This window comes from Amylibacter sp. IMCC11727 (assembly GCF_029854195.1).
In the GTDB taxonomy this organism is placed as follows: domain Bacteria; phylum Pseudomonadota; class Alphaproteobacteria; order Rhodobacterales; family Rhodobacteraceae; genus Amylibacter.
Window position 1 is genome coordinate 1,629,288 of the sequence record NZ_CP122960.1, and the last position, 16,951, is coordinate 1,646,238.

15 protein-coding genes are annotated in these 16,951 nt (G+C 53.7%); 10 read left to right on the forward strand and 5 right to left on the reverse strand.

Annotated elements, in window-relative coordinates:
- Positions 1–4: 4 nt before the first annotated feature.
- Genes nuoN through QBD29_RS08280 form a run of 4 tightly spaced genes read left to right on the forward strand, consistent with a single transcriptional unit; the run spans position 5 to position 4,648 of the window.
- Positions 5–1,444, forward strand: a complete 1,440-nt coding sequence (gene nuoN / locus QBD29_RS08265; RefSeq protein ID WP_280100826.1) for an NADH-quinone oxidoreductase subunit NuoN — start codon at positions 5–7, stop codon at positions 1,442–1,444.
- A complete protein-coding gene (locus QBD29_RS08270) occupies positions 1,444–2,193 on the forward strand; it encodes a biotin--[acetyl-CoA-carboxylase] ligase (protein WP_280100827.1) in 750 nt (249 codons plus the stop codon). Before nuoN ends, QBD29_RS08270 begins: the two co-directional genes overlap by 1 nt.
- A gap of 13 nt (positions 2,194–2,206) precedes the next feature.
- On the forward strand, positions 2,207–2,977 hold the full coding sequence (locus QBD29_RS08275) for a type III pantothenate kinase (RefSeq protein WP_280100828.1): 771 nt from the start codon (positions 2,207–2,209) through the stop codon (positions 2,975–2,977).
- Positions 2,978–4,648 carry a ribonuclease J gene (locus tag QBD29_RS08280; protein ID WP_280100829.1) on the forward strand — a complete coding sequence of 557 codons (1,671 nt, stop codon included), beginning with the start codon at positions 2,978–2,980 and terminating at the stop codon, positions 4,646–4,648.
- A gap of 10 nt (positions 4,649–4,658) precedes the next feature.
- Here QBD29_RS08280 and QBD29_RS08285 read toward each other — a convergent pair whose 3' ends face one another.
- Both QBD29_RS08285 and QBD29_RS08290 read right to left on the reverse strand, forming a co-directional pair.
- On the reverse strand, positions 4,659–6,146 hold the full coding sequence (locus QBD29_RS08285; RefSeq protein ID WP_280100830.1) for a DEAD/DEAH box helicase: 1,488 nt from the start codon (positions 6,144–6,146) through the stop codon (positions 4,659–4,661).
- Between the two features lie 215 nt (positions 6,147–6,361).
- Positions 6,362–7,969, reverse strand: a complete 1,608-nt coding sequence (locus QBD29_RS08290; protein WP_280100831.1) for a peptide chain release factor 3 — start codon at positions 7,967–7,969, stop codon at positions 6,362–6,364.
- 158 nt (positions 7,970–8,127) lie between these two features.
- On the opposite strand from QBD29_RS08290, the gene QBD29_RS08295 reads away from it, so the two are divergent.
- Complete coding sequence (locus tag QBD29_RS08295) at positions 8,128–8,598, forward strand: BrnA antitoxin family protein (protein WP_280100832.1); 471 nt, start codon at positions 8,128–8,130, stop codon at positions 8,596–8,598.
- Between the two features lie 3 nt (positions 8,599–8,601).
- Here QBD29_RS08295 and QBD29_RS08300 read toward each other — a convergent pair whose 3' ends face one another.
- From QBD29_RS08300 to QBD29_RS08310, 3 genes are all read right to left on the reverse strand, one after another.
- Positions 8,602–9,483 (reverse strand): LytTR family DNA-binding domain-containing protein, encoded by an 882-nt coding sequence (locus tag QBD29_RS08300; protein WP_280100833.1) that lies wholly within the window; start codon positions 9,481–9,483, stop codon positions 8,602–8,604.
- A gap of 457 nt (positions 9,484–9,940) precedes the next feature.
- Positions 9,941–11,761, reverse strand: coding sequence for an ABC transporter ATP-binding protein (locus tag QBD29_RS08305; protein WP_280100834.1), 1,821 nt, complete (start codon positions 11,759–11,761; stop codon positions 9,941–9,943).
- Positions 11,762–12,056: 295 nt separating this feature from the next.
- Entirely contained in the window at positions 12,057–12,824 is a 768-nt protein-coding gene (locus QBD29_RS08310; protein WP_280100835.1) for a M48 family metallopeptidase, read from the reverse strand.
- A 93-nt stretch (positions 12,825–12,917) separates the two neighbouring features.
- Between QBD29_RS08310 and QBD29_RS08315 the strand changes: the two genes are divergently transcribed.
- From QBD29_RS08315 to QBD29_RS08335, 5 genes are all read left to right on the forward strand, one after another.
- Positions 12,918–13,694, forward strand: a complete 777-nt coding sequence (locus tag QBD29_RS08315) for an SDR family oxidoreductase (protein ID WP_280100836.1) — start codon at positions 12,918–12,920, stop codon at positions 13,692–13,694.
- Between the two features lie 84 nt (positions 13,695–13,778).
- Entirely contained in the window at positions 13,779–14,903 is a 1,125-nt protein-coding gene (locus QBD29_RS08320) for a DNA alkylation repair protein (RefSeq protein ID WP_280100837.1), read from the forward strand.
- Positions 14,904–14,981: 78 nt separating this feature from the next.
- Positions 14,982–16,067, forward strand: a complete 1,086-nt coding sequence (locus tag QBD29_RS08325; protein ID WP_280100838.1) for an ABC transporter ATP-binding protein — start codon at positions 14,982–14,984, stop codon at positions 16,065–16,067.
- Between the two features lie 135 nt (positions 16,068–16,202).
- Positions 16,203–16,505, forward strand: a complete 303-nt coding sequence (locus QBD29_RS08330) for a hypothetical protein (protein WP_280100839.1) — start codon at positions 16,203–16,205, stop codon at positions 16,503–16,505.
- A 192-nt stretch (positions 16,506–16,697) separates the two neighbouring features.
- Entirely contained in the window at positions 16,698–16,925 is a 228-nt protein-coding gene (locus QBD29_RS08335) for a twin-arginine translocase TatA/TatE family subunit (protein ID WP_280100840.1), read from the forward strand.
- The last annotated feature ends 26 nt before the right edge of the window (positions 16,926–16,951 follow it).

Genomic DNA, 16,951 nt, shown 5'->3' on the forward strand with positions numbered 1-16,951 from the left:
AGACATGATTTCCAGCGACCTTAATATCGTTCTGCCAGAGGTTATCCTCGCGGTGTTTTCCATGGCGGCCCTAATGTTCGCCGTCTATACCAAAAAAGACGACACAGCGCCTGTGGTCACATGGGCCACGGCAGGGGTGATGATCGCTCTTGGCCTGTGGATCGCGTTTTCACCAATGGAAAACCGCACCGCGTTTAACGGTGCGTTTGTGGATGATGGATTTTCCCGCTTTGCCAAAGTTCTGATGCTTTGGGCCAGCGCGATTATGCTTTTGCTGAGCCAAGATTACCTGCGCCGCAACGACATGTTCAAATTTGAATACCCAATCCTGATCGCGCTGGCGACGATTGGTATGATGATGATGGTATCCGCAGGGGACTTGATGGCGCTTTACATGGGGTTGGAACTGCAATCCCTTTCGCTTTACGTCATTGCGGCCTTCCGCCGTGACAGCCTGAAATCCACCGAAGCGGGCCTGAAGTACTTTGTTCTTGGGGCGCTGTCCTCTGGTATGCTGCTTTATGGTGCGTCCTTTGTGTATGGTTACACAGGAACGACCAACTTTGCGGGCATCGCGTCTACCATCAAATCTGACGGGCTAGAACTCGGCATGATCTTTGGTCTGGTGTTCTTGTGTGTTGGGATGGCGTTCAAAATCTCTGCTGCGCCATTCCACATGTGGACCCCAGATGTATACGAAGGGTCCCCAACACCTGTAACGGCGTTTTTTGCCACTGCGCCAAAGGTTGCGGCAGCTGGCCTGTTCGCCCGCGTGATGTTTGATGCCTTTGGCGGCGCACAAGGGGATTGGACCCAGATCGTGGCTTTCCTGTCGCTGGTGTCCATGTTCTTGGGTGCCGTTGCGGCCATTGGCCAAACCAACATCAAACGTTTGATGGCCTACTCTTCGATTGCCCATATGGGGTTTGCCCTTATGGGTTTGGCCGCTGGTACGGAAGAAGGCGTCAAAGCGCTACTGATCTATATGGCCATCTATGTGGTAATGAATATCGGTACATTTGCGTTCATTCTGAACATGGAAAAAGATGGCCGTGCGGTGACTGACATTCGCAGTCTTGGCATGTACTCTAAGCAGTCTCTTGGCAAAGCGGCGGCGTTGACGGCGTTGTTGTTCTCCCTTGCAGGTATCCCGCCGCTGGTGGGGTTTGTGGGCAAGTTGTTCGTGTTGCAGGCCGCGGTTGAGGCAGGCATGGCATGGCTTGCCATTGCTGGTGTGATCGCCTCTGTGATTGGCGCGTTCTACTACTTGCGTGTGATCTATTACATTTGGTTTGGTGAAGACGCAGAAGGCATCGATGGTCGTATGCCGAGCCTGCACTACGTAACCCTGATGGGATCAGCGGCGTTAATGCTGCTTGGGATCATCAACCTGTTCGGACTTGAAGGATATGCAGCTGCGGCTGCTGCGTCCTTGCTGCAATAATGCAAGATTGGCCCTTGGGCACACAACGGTTCGTCTTTGACACCATCGACAGCACCATGGCCGAGGCCAGACGGCAAGCCCCTGCAATTGCGGGGGCTGCTTGGTTCTTGGCACATGAACAGACCGCAGGAACAGGGCGGCGGGGCAGGGCGTGGGATAGCCAAAAGGGCAACTTTGCGGCCTCTTTGCTGATCCGCCCCAACACGACACCCGATCAACTGGCGCTGCGCAGCTTTGTGGCGGCCCTTGCGCTCTATGATACACTGGTTGCGCTTACAGGACGCGAAGAAGTGTTCACGTTGAAGTGGCCAAACGATGTGCTGCTGCGCGGTGGCAAACTGGCGGGTATCCTGCTGGAAACGCTCAACGATGGGCAGGGGCATCCCGCTCTGATCATTGGGATTGGCGTGAACCTCGCCAACATGCCGTCCCCATCCAAGCTGGAAGAGCGCGCAATCGGCCCGCAATCTTTGGCGCAAAGCCTTGGGGTAAAAGTGTCCCCTGAAACGGTTCTCGATACATTGGCAGTGCGATTTGACCATTGGGAACACCAACTCGCCACCTATGGCTTTGGCCCTATTCGCACCGCGTGGCTGGCCCATGCGGCGAATATCGGCAAAACGATCACTGCGCGGATGGGGGATAGGAGTATCACGGGCACGTTTAAGACTGTGGACGAAACAGGCGCACTTAGACTACAAGCGCCAGATGGTCTGCACGTGATCACCGCTGCAGACATTTCATTCTAAGGGCCGCCGTTTTATGCTTCTTGCCATCGACGTTGGAAATACAAACACCGTTTTTGCCATTTATGATGGGCAATCCTTTTTGGCCGAATGGCGCTGCGCGACTGAACATGCGCGCACTGCAGATCAGTATTATGTGTGGCTGCGCAACTTGATGCAGCTGAATAATATTCCAAGTGAAATCGACCGCGTGGTGATTTCATCTGTTGTACCCCAAGTGGTGTTTAATTTGCGGGTGTTAAGCGACAAATATTTCGATTGCCGTCCTGTTGTGGTGGGCAAACCAGAAACTGAGCTGGGTGTGCCAGTACGTGTTGATGAAGGCACGTTGGTGGGCGCGGATCGGCTGGTAAATACGGTTGGTGCTTATGATCGGTATGGCGGTGATTTGATCGTTGTGGATTTTGGCACGGCCACAACGTTTGATGTGGTCGATCAAGACGGAGCTTATATCGGCGGCGTCATTTCACCCGGGGTGAACTTGTCGATCAAAGCCCTTCACGAGGCCGCTGCCGCACTGCCTCATATTGATGTGTCCATGCCAGATAATGTGATTGGCACCAACACGTTGGTGTGTATGCAGGCAGGGGTATTTTGGGGCTATATCGGCCTGATCGAAGGGGTCTGTAAAAAGATCCGCGAAGAACATCCGCGCCCGATGAAGGTGATCGGGACTGGGGGGCTTGCGGGGCTTTTTGAACGTGGAACAACCCTATTTGACACTATTGATGGCGATCTAACACTGCACGGGCTTGTCCTGATTGCTGAAAAAAACAAAGGCGAATAAATGAGCAATTCCAAACGGTTGATTTTCCTCCCACTGGGTGGCGCGGGCGAAATCGGGATGAACATGTACCTCTATGGGTATGGTGCGCCAGACAAAGAACGGTTCATTTTGGTGGATGTGGGCGTGACGTTTCCATCCATGGACGGAACGCCAGGTGTGGATTTGATCATGCCTGACGCCGCCTTTATCGAAGCGCGCGCGGATCGGCTTGATGGGATATTCATCACCCATGCGCACGAAGATCACATCGGCGCGCTTGGGCATTTGTACAGCCGTCTGGCTGCGCCCATTTTTACGCGCAAATTTACAGGTGCGGTGGCGCGGGCCAAGATGGAAGATCACGGCCAAGACATTGACCGTATCGAAGTTATGGAAGCCTGGCCCGAGCAGGTCACGCTCGGTGATTTTAAAGTCGGCTTTATGCCTGTTTCCCACTCCATTCCCGAAGCATCGGGTTTGGTGATCGACAGCCCCGCAGGACGCGTGGTTCACACGGGCGATTTTAAACTTGATCCTGATCCGATCGTGGGGGAAGCGTATAACCCCGCACTTTACCGTGAAATTGCCAAAGATGGCGTTCAGGCGTTGGTGTGTGACAGCACAAATGTGTTTTCCAAACACGCGGGTAAATCGGAATCTGGTTTGCGTCCGCATATCGCGAACATGATGAAAGACGCCTCGGGCATGGTCGTGGCCACAACTTTTGCATCCAATGTTGCGCGGTTGAAAACGCTGGCACAGGCGGCGGTGGATTCTGGACGATCTGTGGTGGTGCTGGGCCGATCCATGAAAAAGATGCTGGGCTACGCCAATTTTGCAGGCTTGATCGACGATTTTCCCCCTATTGTGGATGTTGAGGACGCTCATGACATTCCGCGTGAAAATCTGATGCTTTTGGTGACTGGCAGCCAAGGCGAACGCCGTGCGGCATCGGCGCAGTTGGCCAATGGCAAGTATCTGGGCATGACCATGCGCGAAGGGGATACCTTTCTGTTTTCCAGCAAAACCATTCCTGGAAACGAAGTGGGTGTTGGTCGTATCATCAATGCCTACAGCGAAATGGGTGTGAATGTGGTGGATGAATCCGCAGGGCATTATCATGTGTCAGGCCACGCCAACCGCCCTGATCTGGAAGAAATCCACGGCATTTTTAAACCGAAAATGCTAATCCCAATGCACGGCGAACACCGCCATTTGCGGGCCCATGCTGATCTTGCAGCAGAACGGAATATTCCTTCTGTCATCGCGTCAAACGGGGCGATTGTGAACCTGTCAGGGGACACGCCTGACATTGAAAGCCACATTGAAACGGGCCGCATTTACCTTGATGGCTCCCGTTTGATTGGGGCCTATGACGGGGTTGTTTTGGAACGGATGCGCATGGCACTGCGTGGGGCTGTTGTTGTTAGTTTGTTGTTTGAAGACAACGCCTTAATCGGTGAAAGCTGGGCCGAAGTGTTGGGCCTGCCTGACACGGGCGCAATGGAACCAGCATTGCAAGAAGCCTTGGAACGCAGCATTGACGAAGAATTGGTCACTGCGAAAAAAGCCACGCTGATGAGCGATGACGAGGTAGAGCGCCTTGTGACGCGCACTGTGTCGCGGGTGTGTAAGGATTTGATCGGCAAAAAGCCGGTTGTCAAAGTTTTGATCAACCGGCTTGTAGATTAACAGCGTAGGCTTAGGTCGCGGACTCGTCAGATGCTGGCGTTTCCGCGTTTTCTTCCAAGTCTGTTTGCGTATTTTGCGCGTCTGCTTCGTCTTTTTTGCGACGTGTGGCGCGTTTGATTTCAAACGAGCGCATCATGAATGCGGGGACGTGATCGCCCATTCCAACCACTTTATTGCGACCGTCTGAACGGTTGGACCCACGTTGATTTCCTTTGTTTGACGGTTCGCGTTTTTCCTGTGGCTCTTTGGCAGGTTGCTCGGCCTTTGGCTCGCGCGGTTTGCGCGGCGTACGTTCGCGCTTTGGCTTGTCTTCTTTGGTGTCGGCCGCGTCTGATGGTCCTGCGGCGGGGCCGTTCGGGGGATCCATGCGGTCGATCTGTTTCTTGACCAATTCTTCGATTTTATCGAGGTGTTTTTGTTCAAACGGCAGCACCAAAGTGATCGCCTTACCATCACGGCCCGCACGACCCGTACGACCAATACGGTGAACGTAGTCTTCGGCGTGGATTGGCACATCAAAGTTGACCACGTGACTGACTGCTGGCACGTCTAATCCACGGGCGGCCACATCGGATGCCACGAGGATTTTCAAATCCCCAGCGCGGAACCCGTCGAGGGTTTTTGTGCGCAAAGCTTGATCCAAGTCTCCATGAATAGCGCCAGCATCAAACCCATGTTTTTTAAGGGATTTCGCGACAATATCGACTTCGGATTTTCGGTTGCAAAAAATGATACCGTTGCTGAGCGTGTCGCCTTCCATCTTCAGGATATCGCGCAGGAGGGCGCGTTTTTCTTTGCCCTCTTTGCTGCGATGCGACGCTTTAAACATGCAGACTTTCTGTGTGATGTTTTCAGATGTTGTGGCCTGTCGCGCCACTTCGACGCGTTCTGGATTTTGCAGAAATTCCTGTGTGATGCGGGTGATTTCTGGGGCCATGGTGGCCGAAAAGAACAGCGTTTGGCGTGTGAATGGCGTGAGTTTGAAGATGCGTTCGATATCGGGGATGAACCCCATGTCGAGCATGCGGTCTGCCTCGTCAACCACCATGATTTGAACGCCTGTCAGCATAAGTTTGCCACGTTCGAAATGGTCGAGCAAACGGCCAGGAGTTGCGATCAAAACGTCAACACCACGGTCGATCAGTTTGTCCTGTTCCTTGAAGCTGACGCCGCCGATCAACAGGGCCATCGTGAGTTTCAAGTGCTTTGCATAAATCTCAAAGTTTTCAGCAACTTGCGCGGCAAGTTCACGGGTTGGGCAAAGCACCAAAGAACGTGGCATGCGGGCGCGGGCGCGACCCTTGGCCAGTTTGGTGATCATTGGCAGTGTAAAGCTGGCAGTTTTGCCAGTGCCTGTTTGTGCGATACCAAGAACATCACGACCGTTCAGGGCGTGCGGGATTGCAGCTGCTTGGATAGGAGTTGGGCTTTCGTACCCAGCTTCGCTAATGGCCTTGAGAACTTTGGCGTCCAAGTCCAGATCAGTAAATTTTGTCATTCGAGCCTGTTTGTTACGGCGTTAAAAGGTGCCGCAAGGTAAAGGCGGCCGGAGCCCCGTATTGGGCTCTTTCATCTGAGCTTTGACATAGCGATTTCTGCTGGGGTGTCAATCAACTGGCCTTAAAAATAAGGCCAATGCGCGGATTTCCTGCGATTGTGTCCAATTTAGAAACAATCTGAGCCGCAGGGCGTCCGCGCAAAGGTTAATAAAACCTAAAGCTGAACATCTCGAGTGGCGTCCAGCGACAATTCGGGGAAATCCCGTTCCACACGGTCGATATCCCATTGTAGCCGCGTCATATAGACGGGGTAGCCATCGTGATCGGCGGCCATGTGGCCTTTGTTGGTGTTAACAAAGGCGTCTACCTTGTCTTTTGGGCCAGACAGCCAGCGCGCGGAGGTGAACTGTGTGGGTTCAAACCGCACGGGGATGCCATATTCTAGTTCAATGCGTGAGGCCAGAACCTCAAACTGCAACGCGCCGACGACGCCGACGATCCAGCCTGCACCGATCATCGGTTTAAACAGTTTTGCGGCCCCTTCTTCGGCAAACTGTGTGAGCGCCTTATCCAGATGCTTGGCTTTCATCGGGTCGGTGGCACGCACGGATTGCAACAATTCAGGCGCAAAAGAGGGGATACCAGCAAAACGTAAAGATTCCCCTTCCGTGAGCGCATCTCCAATCCGCAACTGCCCATGGTTTGGAATGCCGATGATATCGCCCGCCCAAGCTTCCTCAGCCAGTTCCCGATCCGAGGCGAGGAACAGCATTGGGGATGCAATGGCCATCGGTTTTTTGGTGCGCACGTGGGTCAGTTTCATGCCGCGTTTAAAGTGGCCAGAACACAAACGCACGAATGCAATGCGGTCGCGGTGCTTTGGATCCATGTTGGCTTGGACCTTGAAAACAAAGCCAGAAACCTTTTTCTCATCTGGAGAAACTTGGCGATCCCCAGCAGGGCGGACCTGTGGTTTTGGGCCGTAAGTGCCGATGCCGTCCATCAGTTCCTGAACACCAAAAGAGTTGATGGCGGAGCCGAACCAAATGGGGGTCATCGTGCCATCGAGGAAGGCTTGGTGATCCAGTTCAGGCAGCAATTCGCGGGCCATTTCCAGTTCTTCCAAGAACTTTTCCAAAAGGTGTTCTGGAACATGCTGCGCCAGTTTCGGGTCGTCTAGGCCATTGATTTCAATGGATTCGGCAACCACGTTGCGATCCCCGCGATCCATCAGCTCAAGGCGATCATTGAGCATGTCGTAACAGCCCATGAATTCTTTGCCCACGCCAATGGGCCAACTGGCGGGCGTTACGTCAATGGCGAGGTTTTCTTGAATTTCGTCAATGATTTCAAACGTGTCGCGGCTCTCGCGGTCCATTTTGTTACAAAAGGTCAGGATCGGCATGTCGCGCAGGCGGCAGACCTCAAACAGTTTTTGGGTTTGGGATTCAACGCCCTTTGCGCCGTCGATGACCATGATGGCGGCGTCCACAGCGGTGAGGGTGCGATAGGTGTCTTCGGAAAAGTCCGAGTGGCCAGGTGTGTCCACAAGGTTGAACCAGAAGTTTTTGAATTCAAACGACATTGCGGAGGCAGAGACAGAGATGCCGCGGTCTTTTTCCATCTGCATAAAGTCGGAGCGTGTGCGCCGTGCTTCGCCTTTGGCACGCACCTGACCCGCCATTTGAATGGCCCCCCCGTAGAGGAGGAATTTTTCGGTCAGCGTGGTTTTACCCGCGTCTGGGTGAGAGATAATCGCGAAGGTGCGGCGACGGTCAATTTCCGGCGGCAACACGGGTTGATTTGAAACGGTGTCTAACATGTGCGTGCGTATAGTTAAGGTTTGGGGGAAGGGCAAGAAATTGCGAAAAGCAAACCACCCAGAAACAGGGGTCCCGTAGGTATGGGTGCGGTGTTTTTTTCTGCGGTTAACCTTTGTTGCTTAGGGTGTTTGCTTTGAATTAACACTTTGAGGTCATCATGGTTACGAAAGCACAAGAAACCGCGCGGGCTGATTTGGTTGCGGAACTGAAAACGTTGCAGGAAAGTTTTTACGATGACTGGATGACGGGATCCTTACCCGAAATTTGGAATGAGATTCCACAGTTGCATCCGATGCGCCCAAACAAGGTGAAGGTCACTCTGTCGCTGGATGAAGATATGATTAAGTGGTTTCGCAAACTTGGACGTGGATATCAGGCGCGGATCAATTCCATTTTGCGGGTTTATTGGCAGGCTTTGTTGTCAGGGCAGATCAAAGCGCATTGGGACGCAGAGGCGATTGCCCCAAAAGAACACAGCCTGTTGGAACGGCTGTTGAAAGAAAAGATTAAAGAGGTGCGTGCGAGGAAGATTAAAGGGGTTTCTGAGGCGGATTTGAACGCCATGGAACAAGAGTTGACCGAGAGTTTGCGCATGGTGCGCGCGGTCCATGGCGGTGCCAAAGGGTAAGCGTTAAATCACGCCGCGCTCTTTCAGATTTTTCTTGCGGCTGCGTGAAACTGGAACGTTAAATCCATCGGCCATGACCAAAACGGTTTTTTGGTTTTCTGTTTTGACTTTGGCGATTTCGTCGAAGCGAACCCAATGGGAGCGATGGACCTGCGCACCGTGTTCAGTGTCGAGCATGTTGACCGCATCAGAAAAGCGCATGTGCAACAGATGCATGCCTGTTTCTGTATGGGCCTCGATATAGTGGTCCGACATTGCGAGGCGGATGAGACGTTTGCCCGCGTTGGGCCCAAGGTTTGCCATGAAGGGGCAATCTTCGGCAGACTTCTTAGAATGAGAGCTGGTGGTTGGGCTGGCCGATTGAATCGGTTCTGACGGAACGGTTTGTGTTTGGTCGTCTTTTATGGGGTTCTTTGTGAGGTGTTCTTTTATTTTGGATTCAACAAGAACGCTCGTGCTCCACATGATGACATAGATGATGGCGCTGATGGAAACGATGATTGTGAAGATGACCAGCGGGTGGGGCAGTTCGCTTTGTGGAAACAGGCCTGTAATGGTGAACCAAACGATCAGGAAATAGGTTGGTGCGAAGATGGCGGCACCAACCGAGCTTTGATACCAGAAAGGTTTTTCTTCGAACCAGACCTGCGCCAAAACGCCAAAGAAGATGGATGAGATGCTGGAAGAGAAAACGATCCAACCCCAAAATGCGAGGCGGAAGCCGATGGCATAAGCGTCGTAGGTGTTGAATGGACCGATGGAGGCGACGATGATGGAACCGAAGGTACAGACAATCAAATTGATTGGATGCAAGATGCGCGCTTTGTAAGCGGTCCAAAACTTTGGCCAGAACGAGAGTTCTGAAGATGTGGGTTCTTGGGTCATCGCGGCGTCGGTCAGTAATTGAGAAAAATACACAAAAGTTACTGGGTGGCCGTAGTGGCAGAAAAATCCTGTTTGGTAAATAGAGCGTGTGGCGCTTTTTGGAAAATAACCTAAGGTTTTTATCAACTCCACCAAGGGTAGTTGGTGTTGTTTTTTTGTCAAAAAGCGACATGCAGTTCACGAAACTGGCCATACCATTCACGAAAACCGCGTTGTTTTGAAACGGATTTGATTTCAGACAAGGGTACCTTCTATGGCGACGTAGTAGGGGGGGCGCTGGCCCGTAGTATGTGAGTTGCGTAATTGGTAAAATCGGCCGGCGCCTCTGTCGCTTCGCTTTCGGGCTTTGGACATTGTTTTTCGTTTTTGGTGGGTGTCGACGGGTCGACACAAAAATGCACCCTACGTTGGGTGCATTCTGTTGTGTGGTCTTTGGACGCGCGTGTGTGACGCGTGATTATTCGAAAGGTTCGAGCACCCGGTGTCCTGGTGACACCTCGCGGTAGCGCGAAGGCCCTGGGTTATACGTGATCGGGTGGATCGGGCTGGGGATCGGTTTGAAGTTCAGCTCTTTGTCGATCTGTTTGTTGCGCGGATCAGGGCGAGGCACGGCAGAGAGCAGCGTGCGCGTGTATTCGTGTTGTGGGTTTTCAAAGATCGCCGCCCGTGGGCCAATTTCAACGATCCGACCGAGGTACATGACCGCCACTTGGTGGGAGACCCGTTCAACCACGGCCATGTCATGCGAGATGAACAGATAGCTGAGTTCAAGTTCGGATTGCAGTTCCATCATAAGGTTCAGCACTTGCGCTTGAACGGACACGTCTAGCGCCGAAACGGCCTCGTCTGCGACGATGAGTTTAGGGTTGAGGGCAAGGGCACGTGCGATGGCCACGCGCTGTCGCTGACCCCCCGAAAATTCGTGTGGATAGCGATCAAGGAAGGTGTCGGGCAGGCCGCAGCGGCGGAACAGTTCTTTGGCGCGGTCGCGCATTTCAGAGCCTTTGCCAATGCCGTAATTGATCATGGGTTCGATCACTTGATCCACTACCTTGCGGGTTGGATTGAGCGAGGCAAACGGGTCTTGGAAGATCATCTGCATGTTGCGGCGGGCTTCGTGCAGGTCTTTTTTCGACATGCCAAGGACATCGACGCCGTTAATGATGACTTGACCAGAGTTTGGTTCTTCGAGGCGCAAAACGGAGCGGCCCGCGGATGATTTGCCGCAGCCTGACTCCCCCACAAGCGAGAGGGTTTCCCCGCGTTTGATCGAAAAGGAAACGTCTTCGACGGCGTGTACATTGGCCACGGTGCGCCGCATCATGCCGCCTTTGACGGGGTAGCGGGTGATGAGGTTTTTCACCTCGAGCAGGGTTTCAATGCCAGGTACAATCGGTTGCGGATTGCTGGTGGCTTCTTCGCCCATGATGGCCATGGGTTCGGGGTACTCTTTGCCAGTCATTTCACCGAGTTTGGGCACAGCGGCCAAAAGGGCGCGCGTGTAATCCTGTTTCGGGTTTTCAAAGATTTCGGTGACTGGGCCTTCTTCGACGAGGTTGCCACGGTACATCACAACCACGCGATCTGCCATTTGTGCCACGACCGCCATGTCGTGGGTGATGAACATTACGGCGGTGCCTGTTTCTTTTTTCAGGCGGTTAATCAGCGAGAGGATTTCGGCCTGAATGGTCACATCAAGGGCGGTTGTGGGTTCATCGGCGATCAACAGGCGCGGTTCGCAAGCCAAGGCCATGGCGATCATCACGCGCTGGCGCATCCCGCCAGAAAGTTCGTGGGGGTATTGCGTCAGGCGGCGTTCAGGTTCTGGGATGCGCACGCGGCGCAACAGTTCAAGCGCGCGGTCTTCGGCGTCTTGTTTGTTGAGGTTTTTGTGAACGCGCAACCCTTCGGTCAATTGACGGCCCACGGTGAACACGGGGTTGAGAGAGGTCATCGGTTCCTGAAAGATCATACCGATTTGGTTGCCGCGGATGGTGCGCATGAGGCTGTCTTCGGCCTCGGCCAGATTTTGGACGTTGCCGTCTGAGTCTGCGAAATTCAACTCGCCCGAGGCGATTTTACCGCCGCCAAATTCCACCAGACGCATGAGGGAAAGCGAGGACACCGATTTCCCTGAACCAGATTCGCCCACCACACAAACGGTTTCGCCTGCGTTGATATGGAAAGAAACGTCTTCGACGCCCACGACAACACCTGCATTTGTTTGAAATTCAACGCGCAGGTTTTCGAACGAGACGAGTGGCTGGCCATCAGGCATAGGTGGTCCCCCCTTGGGATTTGTTTTGCCAAGGAGTTTGGGCAGCTAGGGCGGGGGAGTCAAATGATTTAGAAGCTTTGCCCCCGTCAATTCCTGAGGGAATTCATGATTATTTTGAGGGGATTATGATGCGTTTGCGAATTCCTTAACAAAACCTAAACCATGACGCGTCATATAAGACGCGTCTAACAGCACGCGTCTTAGACAACGCGTCTGGGTTAACTGTTGGTTTATCAGTGGCTTTGCCTGTGTTTTGCAACGTGTTCGAAGACGGAATGCAGGGCAGGTTGGCGCCTTAAAACGCGAGTGCGAGGGTTTTGCCACGGGCCTGTGCGGCGCGGAATTGTTTAGCAACTGCACGCACTGCTTGTTTGCGCTGCGGATGGAGCGGATGGCGGCGAAAGCGGCTGTTGCTTGAGGGCAGGCGGTCCAGCAAGTTGATTGCTTTGTCAGGCGTGTAGCCCGCTTGCATCATCAGGATTGTGCCTGCTTTGTCTGCCTCCAGTTCGAATTTACGCGAAAACGAAATCAGCGCGTTTTCTGCGGCTGTGACGGCCGCTTTTTGAACATCGCCGCCTGCTTTTTTTGCGGCTTTGGCGCTTTGGATGGCGCTGCGCAAGATTTCCCGTTGGCCCCGTTCAATGTGATTGCCGATCTGGTGGGCCATTTCGTGCCCCAAAACCATGGCCATTTCGTTGTCATCGCGCAGAAATTGCAACATGGCGGAGTTGAATACAATGATTGGGCGGCCCGCAGCGGAGCGGGTGAATTTGGCGTCCGGCGGGGTGCCCGGTTCATTGCGCACAATTAGGCGAAACCTGCATTTGGCCGTGGCGTTGGATTTGAATTCAGCGCGGCAGGCCTGACGGGCCACAGGCAAGAGGCGTTTGCTGACCCGATCAAAAGAGGCTTTGCCATCTTTGGATGAACGGGACAGTTGCACGGATGGCGTGGTTTTTGCGTCGGTCGAGGACGGGCGCTTTTCTTCCACAGGGGTGGTGTTTTCGGTACAGGCGGCCAGAAAAATCAGGACAGCAGGCAAAACGAGAGAGCGAAGGATCATCTGGGGCGTGTTCTTTGAAAGCGATACTGGAGCATTGCCCCAGACTTAGTGTGTTCCTAGGGTGTTGGAAACAGCGGATGAGGAGATTCGAGAATGGATTTAGGAATTAAAGGCAAAACGGCGATTGTTTGCGCAGGGTCCAAGGGTTTGGGCTTTGGCTGTGCCGACGCCTTGGCGCAGGCGGGCGTGAATTTGGTGATCAACGCGCGATCCGAGGGACCGTTGAACGATGCGGCGGATCAGTTGCGTGCCCATGGTGTTGATGTCACCGCTGTGGCGGCGGACATTACGACAGAGGCGGGGCAAAAGGCGGTTTTGGAGGCTGCTGGCCGCGTTGATATTTTGGTGAATAACGCTGGTGGGCCGCCCCCTGGCATGTGGTCTGACTGGGATCGGGAGGATTTCATCAAGGCGCTGGATGCCAATATGTTAACGCCCATTGCCATGATGAAAGCCTGTTTGCCCGCCATGATGGATCAGGGATGGGGGCGCGTGGTCAACATCACCTCGCAATCTGTGAAATCGCCGATTCCTGTGTTGGGGCTTTCGAATTCGGCCCGTGCTGGTTTGACAGGCTATGTGGCGGGGACCGCGCGGCAGGTTGCGCCAAGTGGGGTGACGATCAACAACCTACAACCCGGTATTCACGCCACAGATCGGGCGGTGTCGCTCGACACGGGGGTGGCCGAACAGCAAGGGATTTCTATGGATGAAGCCAAAGCGGCGCGGTGTGAAACCATCCCAGCGCGGCGCTATGGAACGGCGGCGGAATTCGGGGCCACGTGTGCGTTCCTGTGTTCGCAACACGCCGGGTTTATTGTGGGGCAGAATATCCTGCTCGACGGTGGGGCGGTAAATTCCACGATGTAAGCTGACACGGTTTGTCAGTGGCGCGTTATAGGGTCCGACTGCGTGTGAGGCGCGGTCGGATTTTGAGTATTTGGAGACCAAAGAATGGCAGAAGAACGGTATAGCCTGAAGGATGCTTTGTTTAACGCAGAGAAGGTTGCGTATTTGGGGCAGCAGTTCGGGGCGGCGGATGCGCGGTTTGATGCGGCTGGATTTGAGCGCGATGTGATGGCCGAGATGCTGCCTCTGGAATTGAAGGCGCGGATGGATTTGATTGCGCGGGTGTTGGCGCAGTATTTGCCTGATGATTTTCATGCGGCGGCGGATGTGATTGAGGCGGCTTTGCCAGAGCCGCTCGATCCCACAAAAACGGATGATGATTTTGGGGATTTCATTTTCGGCCCGCTTGGGACCTTTGTGCAAAATCAGGGGATCGCGCATTTCACGCGGTCGATGGCCCTGTTGAAAGAGATCACCAAGCGGTTTTCGATGGAATATGCCATTCGACCGTTTTTGAATGCCTATCCCGATCAGACCCGAGCGGAGTTGGCGGAGTGGGCGTTTGACGAGAATTACCATGTGCGTCGTTTGGTGAGTGAAGGCACACGGCCAAAATTGCCTTGGGGCATGAAGATTGGGTTGGATGTGCGCGATGCGATCCCGTTTCTGGACACACTGCACAGTGATAAAACGCGCTATGTGACGCGGTCCGTGGCGAACCATTTAAACGATATTGCCAAGACGGATCCTGCGCTGGTGATTGAAACTTTGCGGCGCTGGCGTGTTCAGGGGGAGCAGGGGGCCAAGGAGCTCGACTGGATCACGCGTCATGCGTTGCGCACGTTGATCAAGCAGGGGCATCCTGACGCGATGGAATTGCTGGGGTATGGGCCTGATCCTGCGATTGAGGTTGGTGCGGTCGTGTTGGGCGCGAAACATGTGGCCATTGGCGATGTGTTGGCCTTTGACGTAGAGATCGTGGCGCGGGATGCGGCAAAGCTGCTGGTGGATTACGCGGTGGAGTTTGTAAAAGCGGACGGATCGCGCAAGCCCAAGGTGTTTAAGCTGAAACAGGTGGCGCTAAAGGCAGGGGAGCGGGTGGTTTTGAAAAAGCGACATCGGTTCAAAGGGGATGCCACGACCTTTCGATTGTATCCCGGGACCACACGGATTGTTTTGCAGATCAATGGCGTGGCGCGGAGCGAAGCCACGTTCGACCTGATAGAATAGGTCGCGGAAAGATGCTTGCCGCGTGGCGGTTGCGCTGATATCTGAGCGAAAGCGTAAGGAATAACAGCGGAGCGCCCCTTGGCCGCCCAGGACACCCCTCGATTGGAATTGCAGAGCATTTCGCACCGGTTTGGTGGCGAAACTGCCGTTAATGGCGTGTCGTTGCAATTGCGCGCAGGGGAGGTGATTTGCCTGCTTGGACCGTCTGGTTGCGGGAAATCCACCACGCTGCGTATTGCAGCAGGGGTGGAACAGCAGGATGCGGGCGCGGTTTTGGTGGATGGGCAATTGGTGTCGGATGGCACGCATCATATGCCCCCCGAAGTGCGGTCCATCGGATTGATGTTTCAAGATTTCGCACTGTTTCCGCATTTGGATGTGGCGCAAAATATTGGCTTTGGGCTGAGCGGATCAAAACAGGATCGTGCGGCGCGGGTGCGCGAAATGTTAGAGCGTGTGGACCTGCAAGGATATGATCGCAAATATCCCCATGAATTGTCTGGCGGTGAGCAACAGCGTGTGGCACTGGCCCGTGCAGTTGCGCCGCGTCCGCGTGTGTTGTTGATGGATGAGCCGTTTTCGGGGCTGGATGATCGGCTGCGCGATGAGGTGCGGGATCGCACGTTAGAATTGTTGAAAGATGAGGGCACGGCGGTGTTGCTGGTGACCCATGAACCGCAAGAAGCCATGCGCATGGCCGATCAAATCGCATTGATGCGGGACGGGCGGATCGTGCAGCAAGGCGCGCCATATAACATATTCAATGCCCCTGTAGACCGCGAGGCGGCAGCGTTCTTTTCTGACATTAATATCGTGTCAGGGGTTGTGAAAAACGCGCTGACGGAAACCCCATTTGGGCAATTTCTGGTGCCAGGGGCCGTGGATGGGACCGAGGTTGAGATCATTATCCGCCCCCAGCATTTGCGGTTGGATTTTGATCGCAAAGGGCGCGGGCCGAATCCAACGGTGCAAGAGGGCACACCTGCAAAAGGCAAGGTGACACGGGCGCGGTATTTGGGCAGCCATTCGCTGGTGGAATTTGAAATGGATTATGATGGATCACGGCTGCATGTGACTGTACCTGGTGTATTCTTGCCAGAGTTGGGCCGTGTTTTATGGCTGTCCATGCGACGGGATCGGTGTTTCGTTTTCCCTAAGACGTAAAAATTGTGAAATTCCAGTGAGTAAAGTGTAAAAAATTGAACGGCGTTCAATTTTATTTTCAAACAGTGCCTCGCATCACACTTTTGGACGGATCGTTGATCTAGGGTCGGCTTACGATTGATTTTGGAGATTGTAATGTCAGATCATTTTAGCAGTGTGCGCGACCTTATGAGCATCTTTGATTTATCCCTGATTTGTAACGGGATTGGTGTGCTGGGTTTCATCGTTTATTTGGCGTCTTATACTTTGGTAACGTTTCAGCGGATCGACAGCAGGGGCATGTTGTTTTTCACGCTGAACACAACGGCGGCGACGTTTGTATTGATCAGCCTGACACAGAACTTCAATTTGGCTTCGGCGTTGATCCAAGTTGTTTGGATCGGGCTTGGGGTTATTGCAATCGTGACACGTTTGTCGCGGCCCGCTGCGGCAAGCTGAGACCTGCGCCCAGACCTTGCATTTTCGGGGTCTGGGGCAGGACAATCCCCCAAATGGCGCGATCTGTTGGAAAAATTCTCCCATTTTCACGCGATTGCGACCGTTTGGGGTTTGAACCTCTGGGAAAAATCCATAAGTGTATGCGGTGATAGTTATAGCGCGTGATGTTCACGCCACGTTGGGAGACACCTTATGACACTTACACCGATGTTTATTCAAAATATTGGCCTGCCTGGCATCTTGTTGATTGCTGTGGTTGTGCTGGTTCTGTTCGGTCGTGGTAAAATCTCATCTTTGATGGGCGAAGTGGGCAAAGGCATCACATCGTTCAAAAAGGGGGTGAATGAAGGCAAAGAAGAGCTGGAAGCCGCGGCGATGGAAGACGCCAAAGACGTGACACCTGAAAAAGACAAATCATAATCGATTTTTCTGGATCGCGGGTCTAA

What these genes read in the sequence shown, in the direction of transcription:
- QBD29_RS08335 (WP_280100840.1), top strand. Translation starts at nt 16,698, where the DNA reads ATGACACTTACACCGATGTTTATTCAAAATATTGGCCTGCCTGGCATC.
- QBD29_RS08315 (WP_280100836.1), top strand. Translation starts at nt 12,918, where the DNA reads ATGGATTTAGGAATTAAAGGCAAAACGGCGATTGTTTGCGCAGGGTCC.
- QBD29_RS08270 (WP_280100827.1), top strand. Translation starts at nt 1,444, where the DNA reads ATGCAAGATTGGCCCTTGGGCACACAACGGTTCGTCTTTGACACCATC.
- QBD29_RS08275 (WP_280100828.1), top strand. Translation starts at nt 2,207, where the DNA reads ATGCTTCTTGCCATCGACGTTGGAAATACAAACACCGTTTTTGCCATT.
- QBD29_RS08300 (WP_280100833.1), bottom strand. Translation starts at nt 9,483, where the DNA reads ATGACCCAAGAACCCACATCTTCAGAACTCTCGTTCTGGCCAAAGTTT.
- QBD29_RS08310 (WP_280100835.1), bottom strand. Translation starts at nt 12,824, where the DNA reads ATGATCCTTCGCTCTCTCGTTTTGCCTGCTGTCCTGATTTTTCTGGCC.
- QBD29_RS08285 (WP_280100830.1), bottom strand. Translation starts at nt 6,146, where the DNA reads ATGACAAAATTTACTGATCTGGACTTGGACGCCAAAGTTCTCAAGGCC.
- QBD29_RS08330 (WP_280100839.1), top strand. Translation starts at nt 16,203, where the DNA reads ATGTCAGATCATTTTAGCAGTGTGCGCGACCTTATGAGCATCTTTGAT.
- QBD29_RS08305 (WP_280100834.1), bottom strand. Translation starts at nt 11,761, where the DNA reads ATGCCTGATGGCCAGCCACTCGTCTCGTTCGAAAACCTGCGCGTTGAA.
- QBD29_RS08320 (WP_280100837.1), top strand. Translation starts at nt 13,779, where the DNA reads ATGGCAGAAGAACGGTATAGCCTGAAGGATGCTTTGTTTAACGCAGAG.
- nuoN (WP_280100826.1), top strand. Translation starts at nt 5, where the DNA reads ATGATTTCCAGCGACCTTAATATCGTTCTGCCAGAGGTTATCCTCGCG.
- QBD29_RS08290 (WP_280100831.1), bottom strand. Translation starts at nt 7,969, where the DNA reads ATGTTAGACACCGTTTCAAATCAACCCGTGTTGCCGCCGGAAATTGAC.
- QBD29_RS08280 (WP_280100829.1), top strand. Translation starts at nt 2,978, where the DNA reads ATGAGCAATTCCAAACGGTTGATTTTCCTCCCACTGGGTGGCGCGGGC.
- QBD29_RS08295 (WP_280100832.1), top strand. Translation starts at nt 8,128, where the DNA reads ATGGTTACGAAAGCACAAGAAACCGCGCGGGCTGATTTGGTTGCGGAA.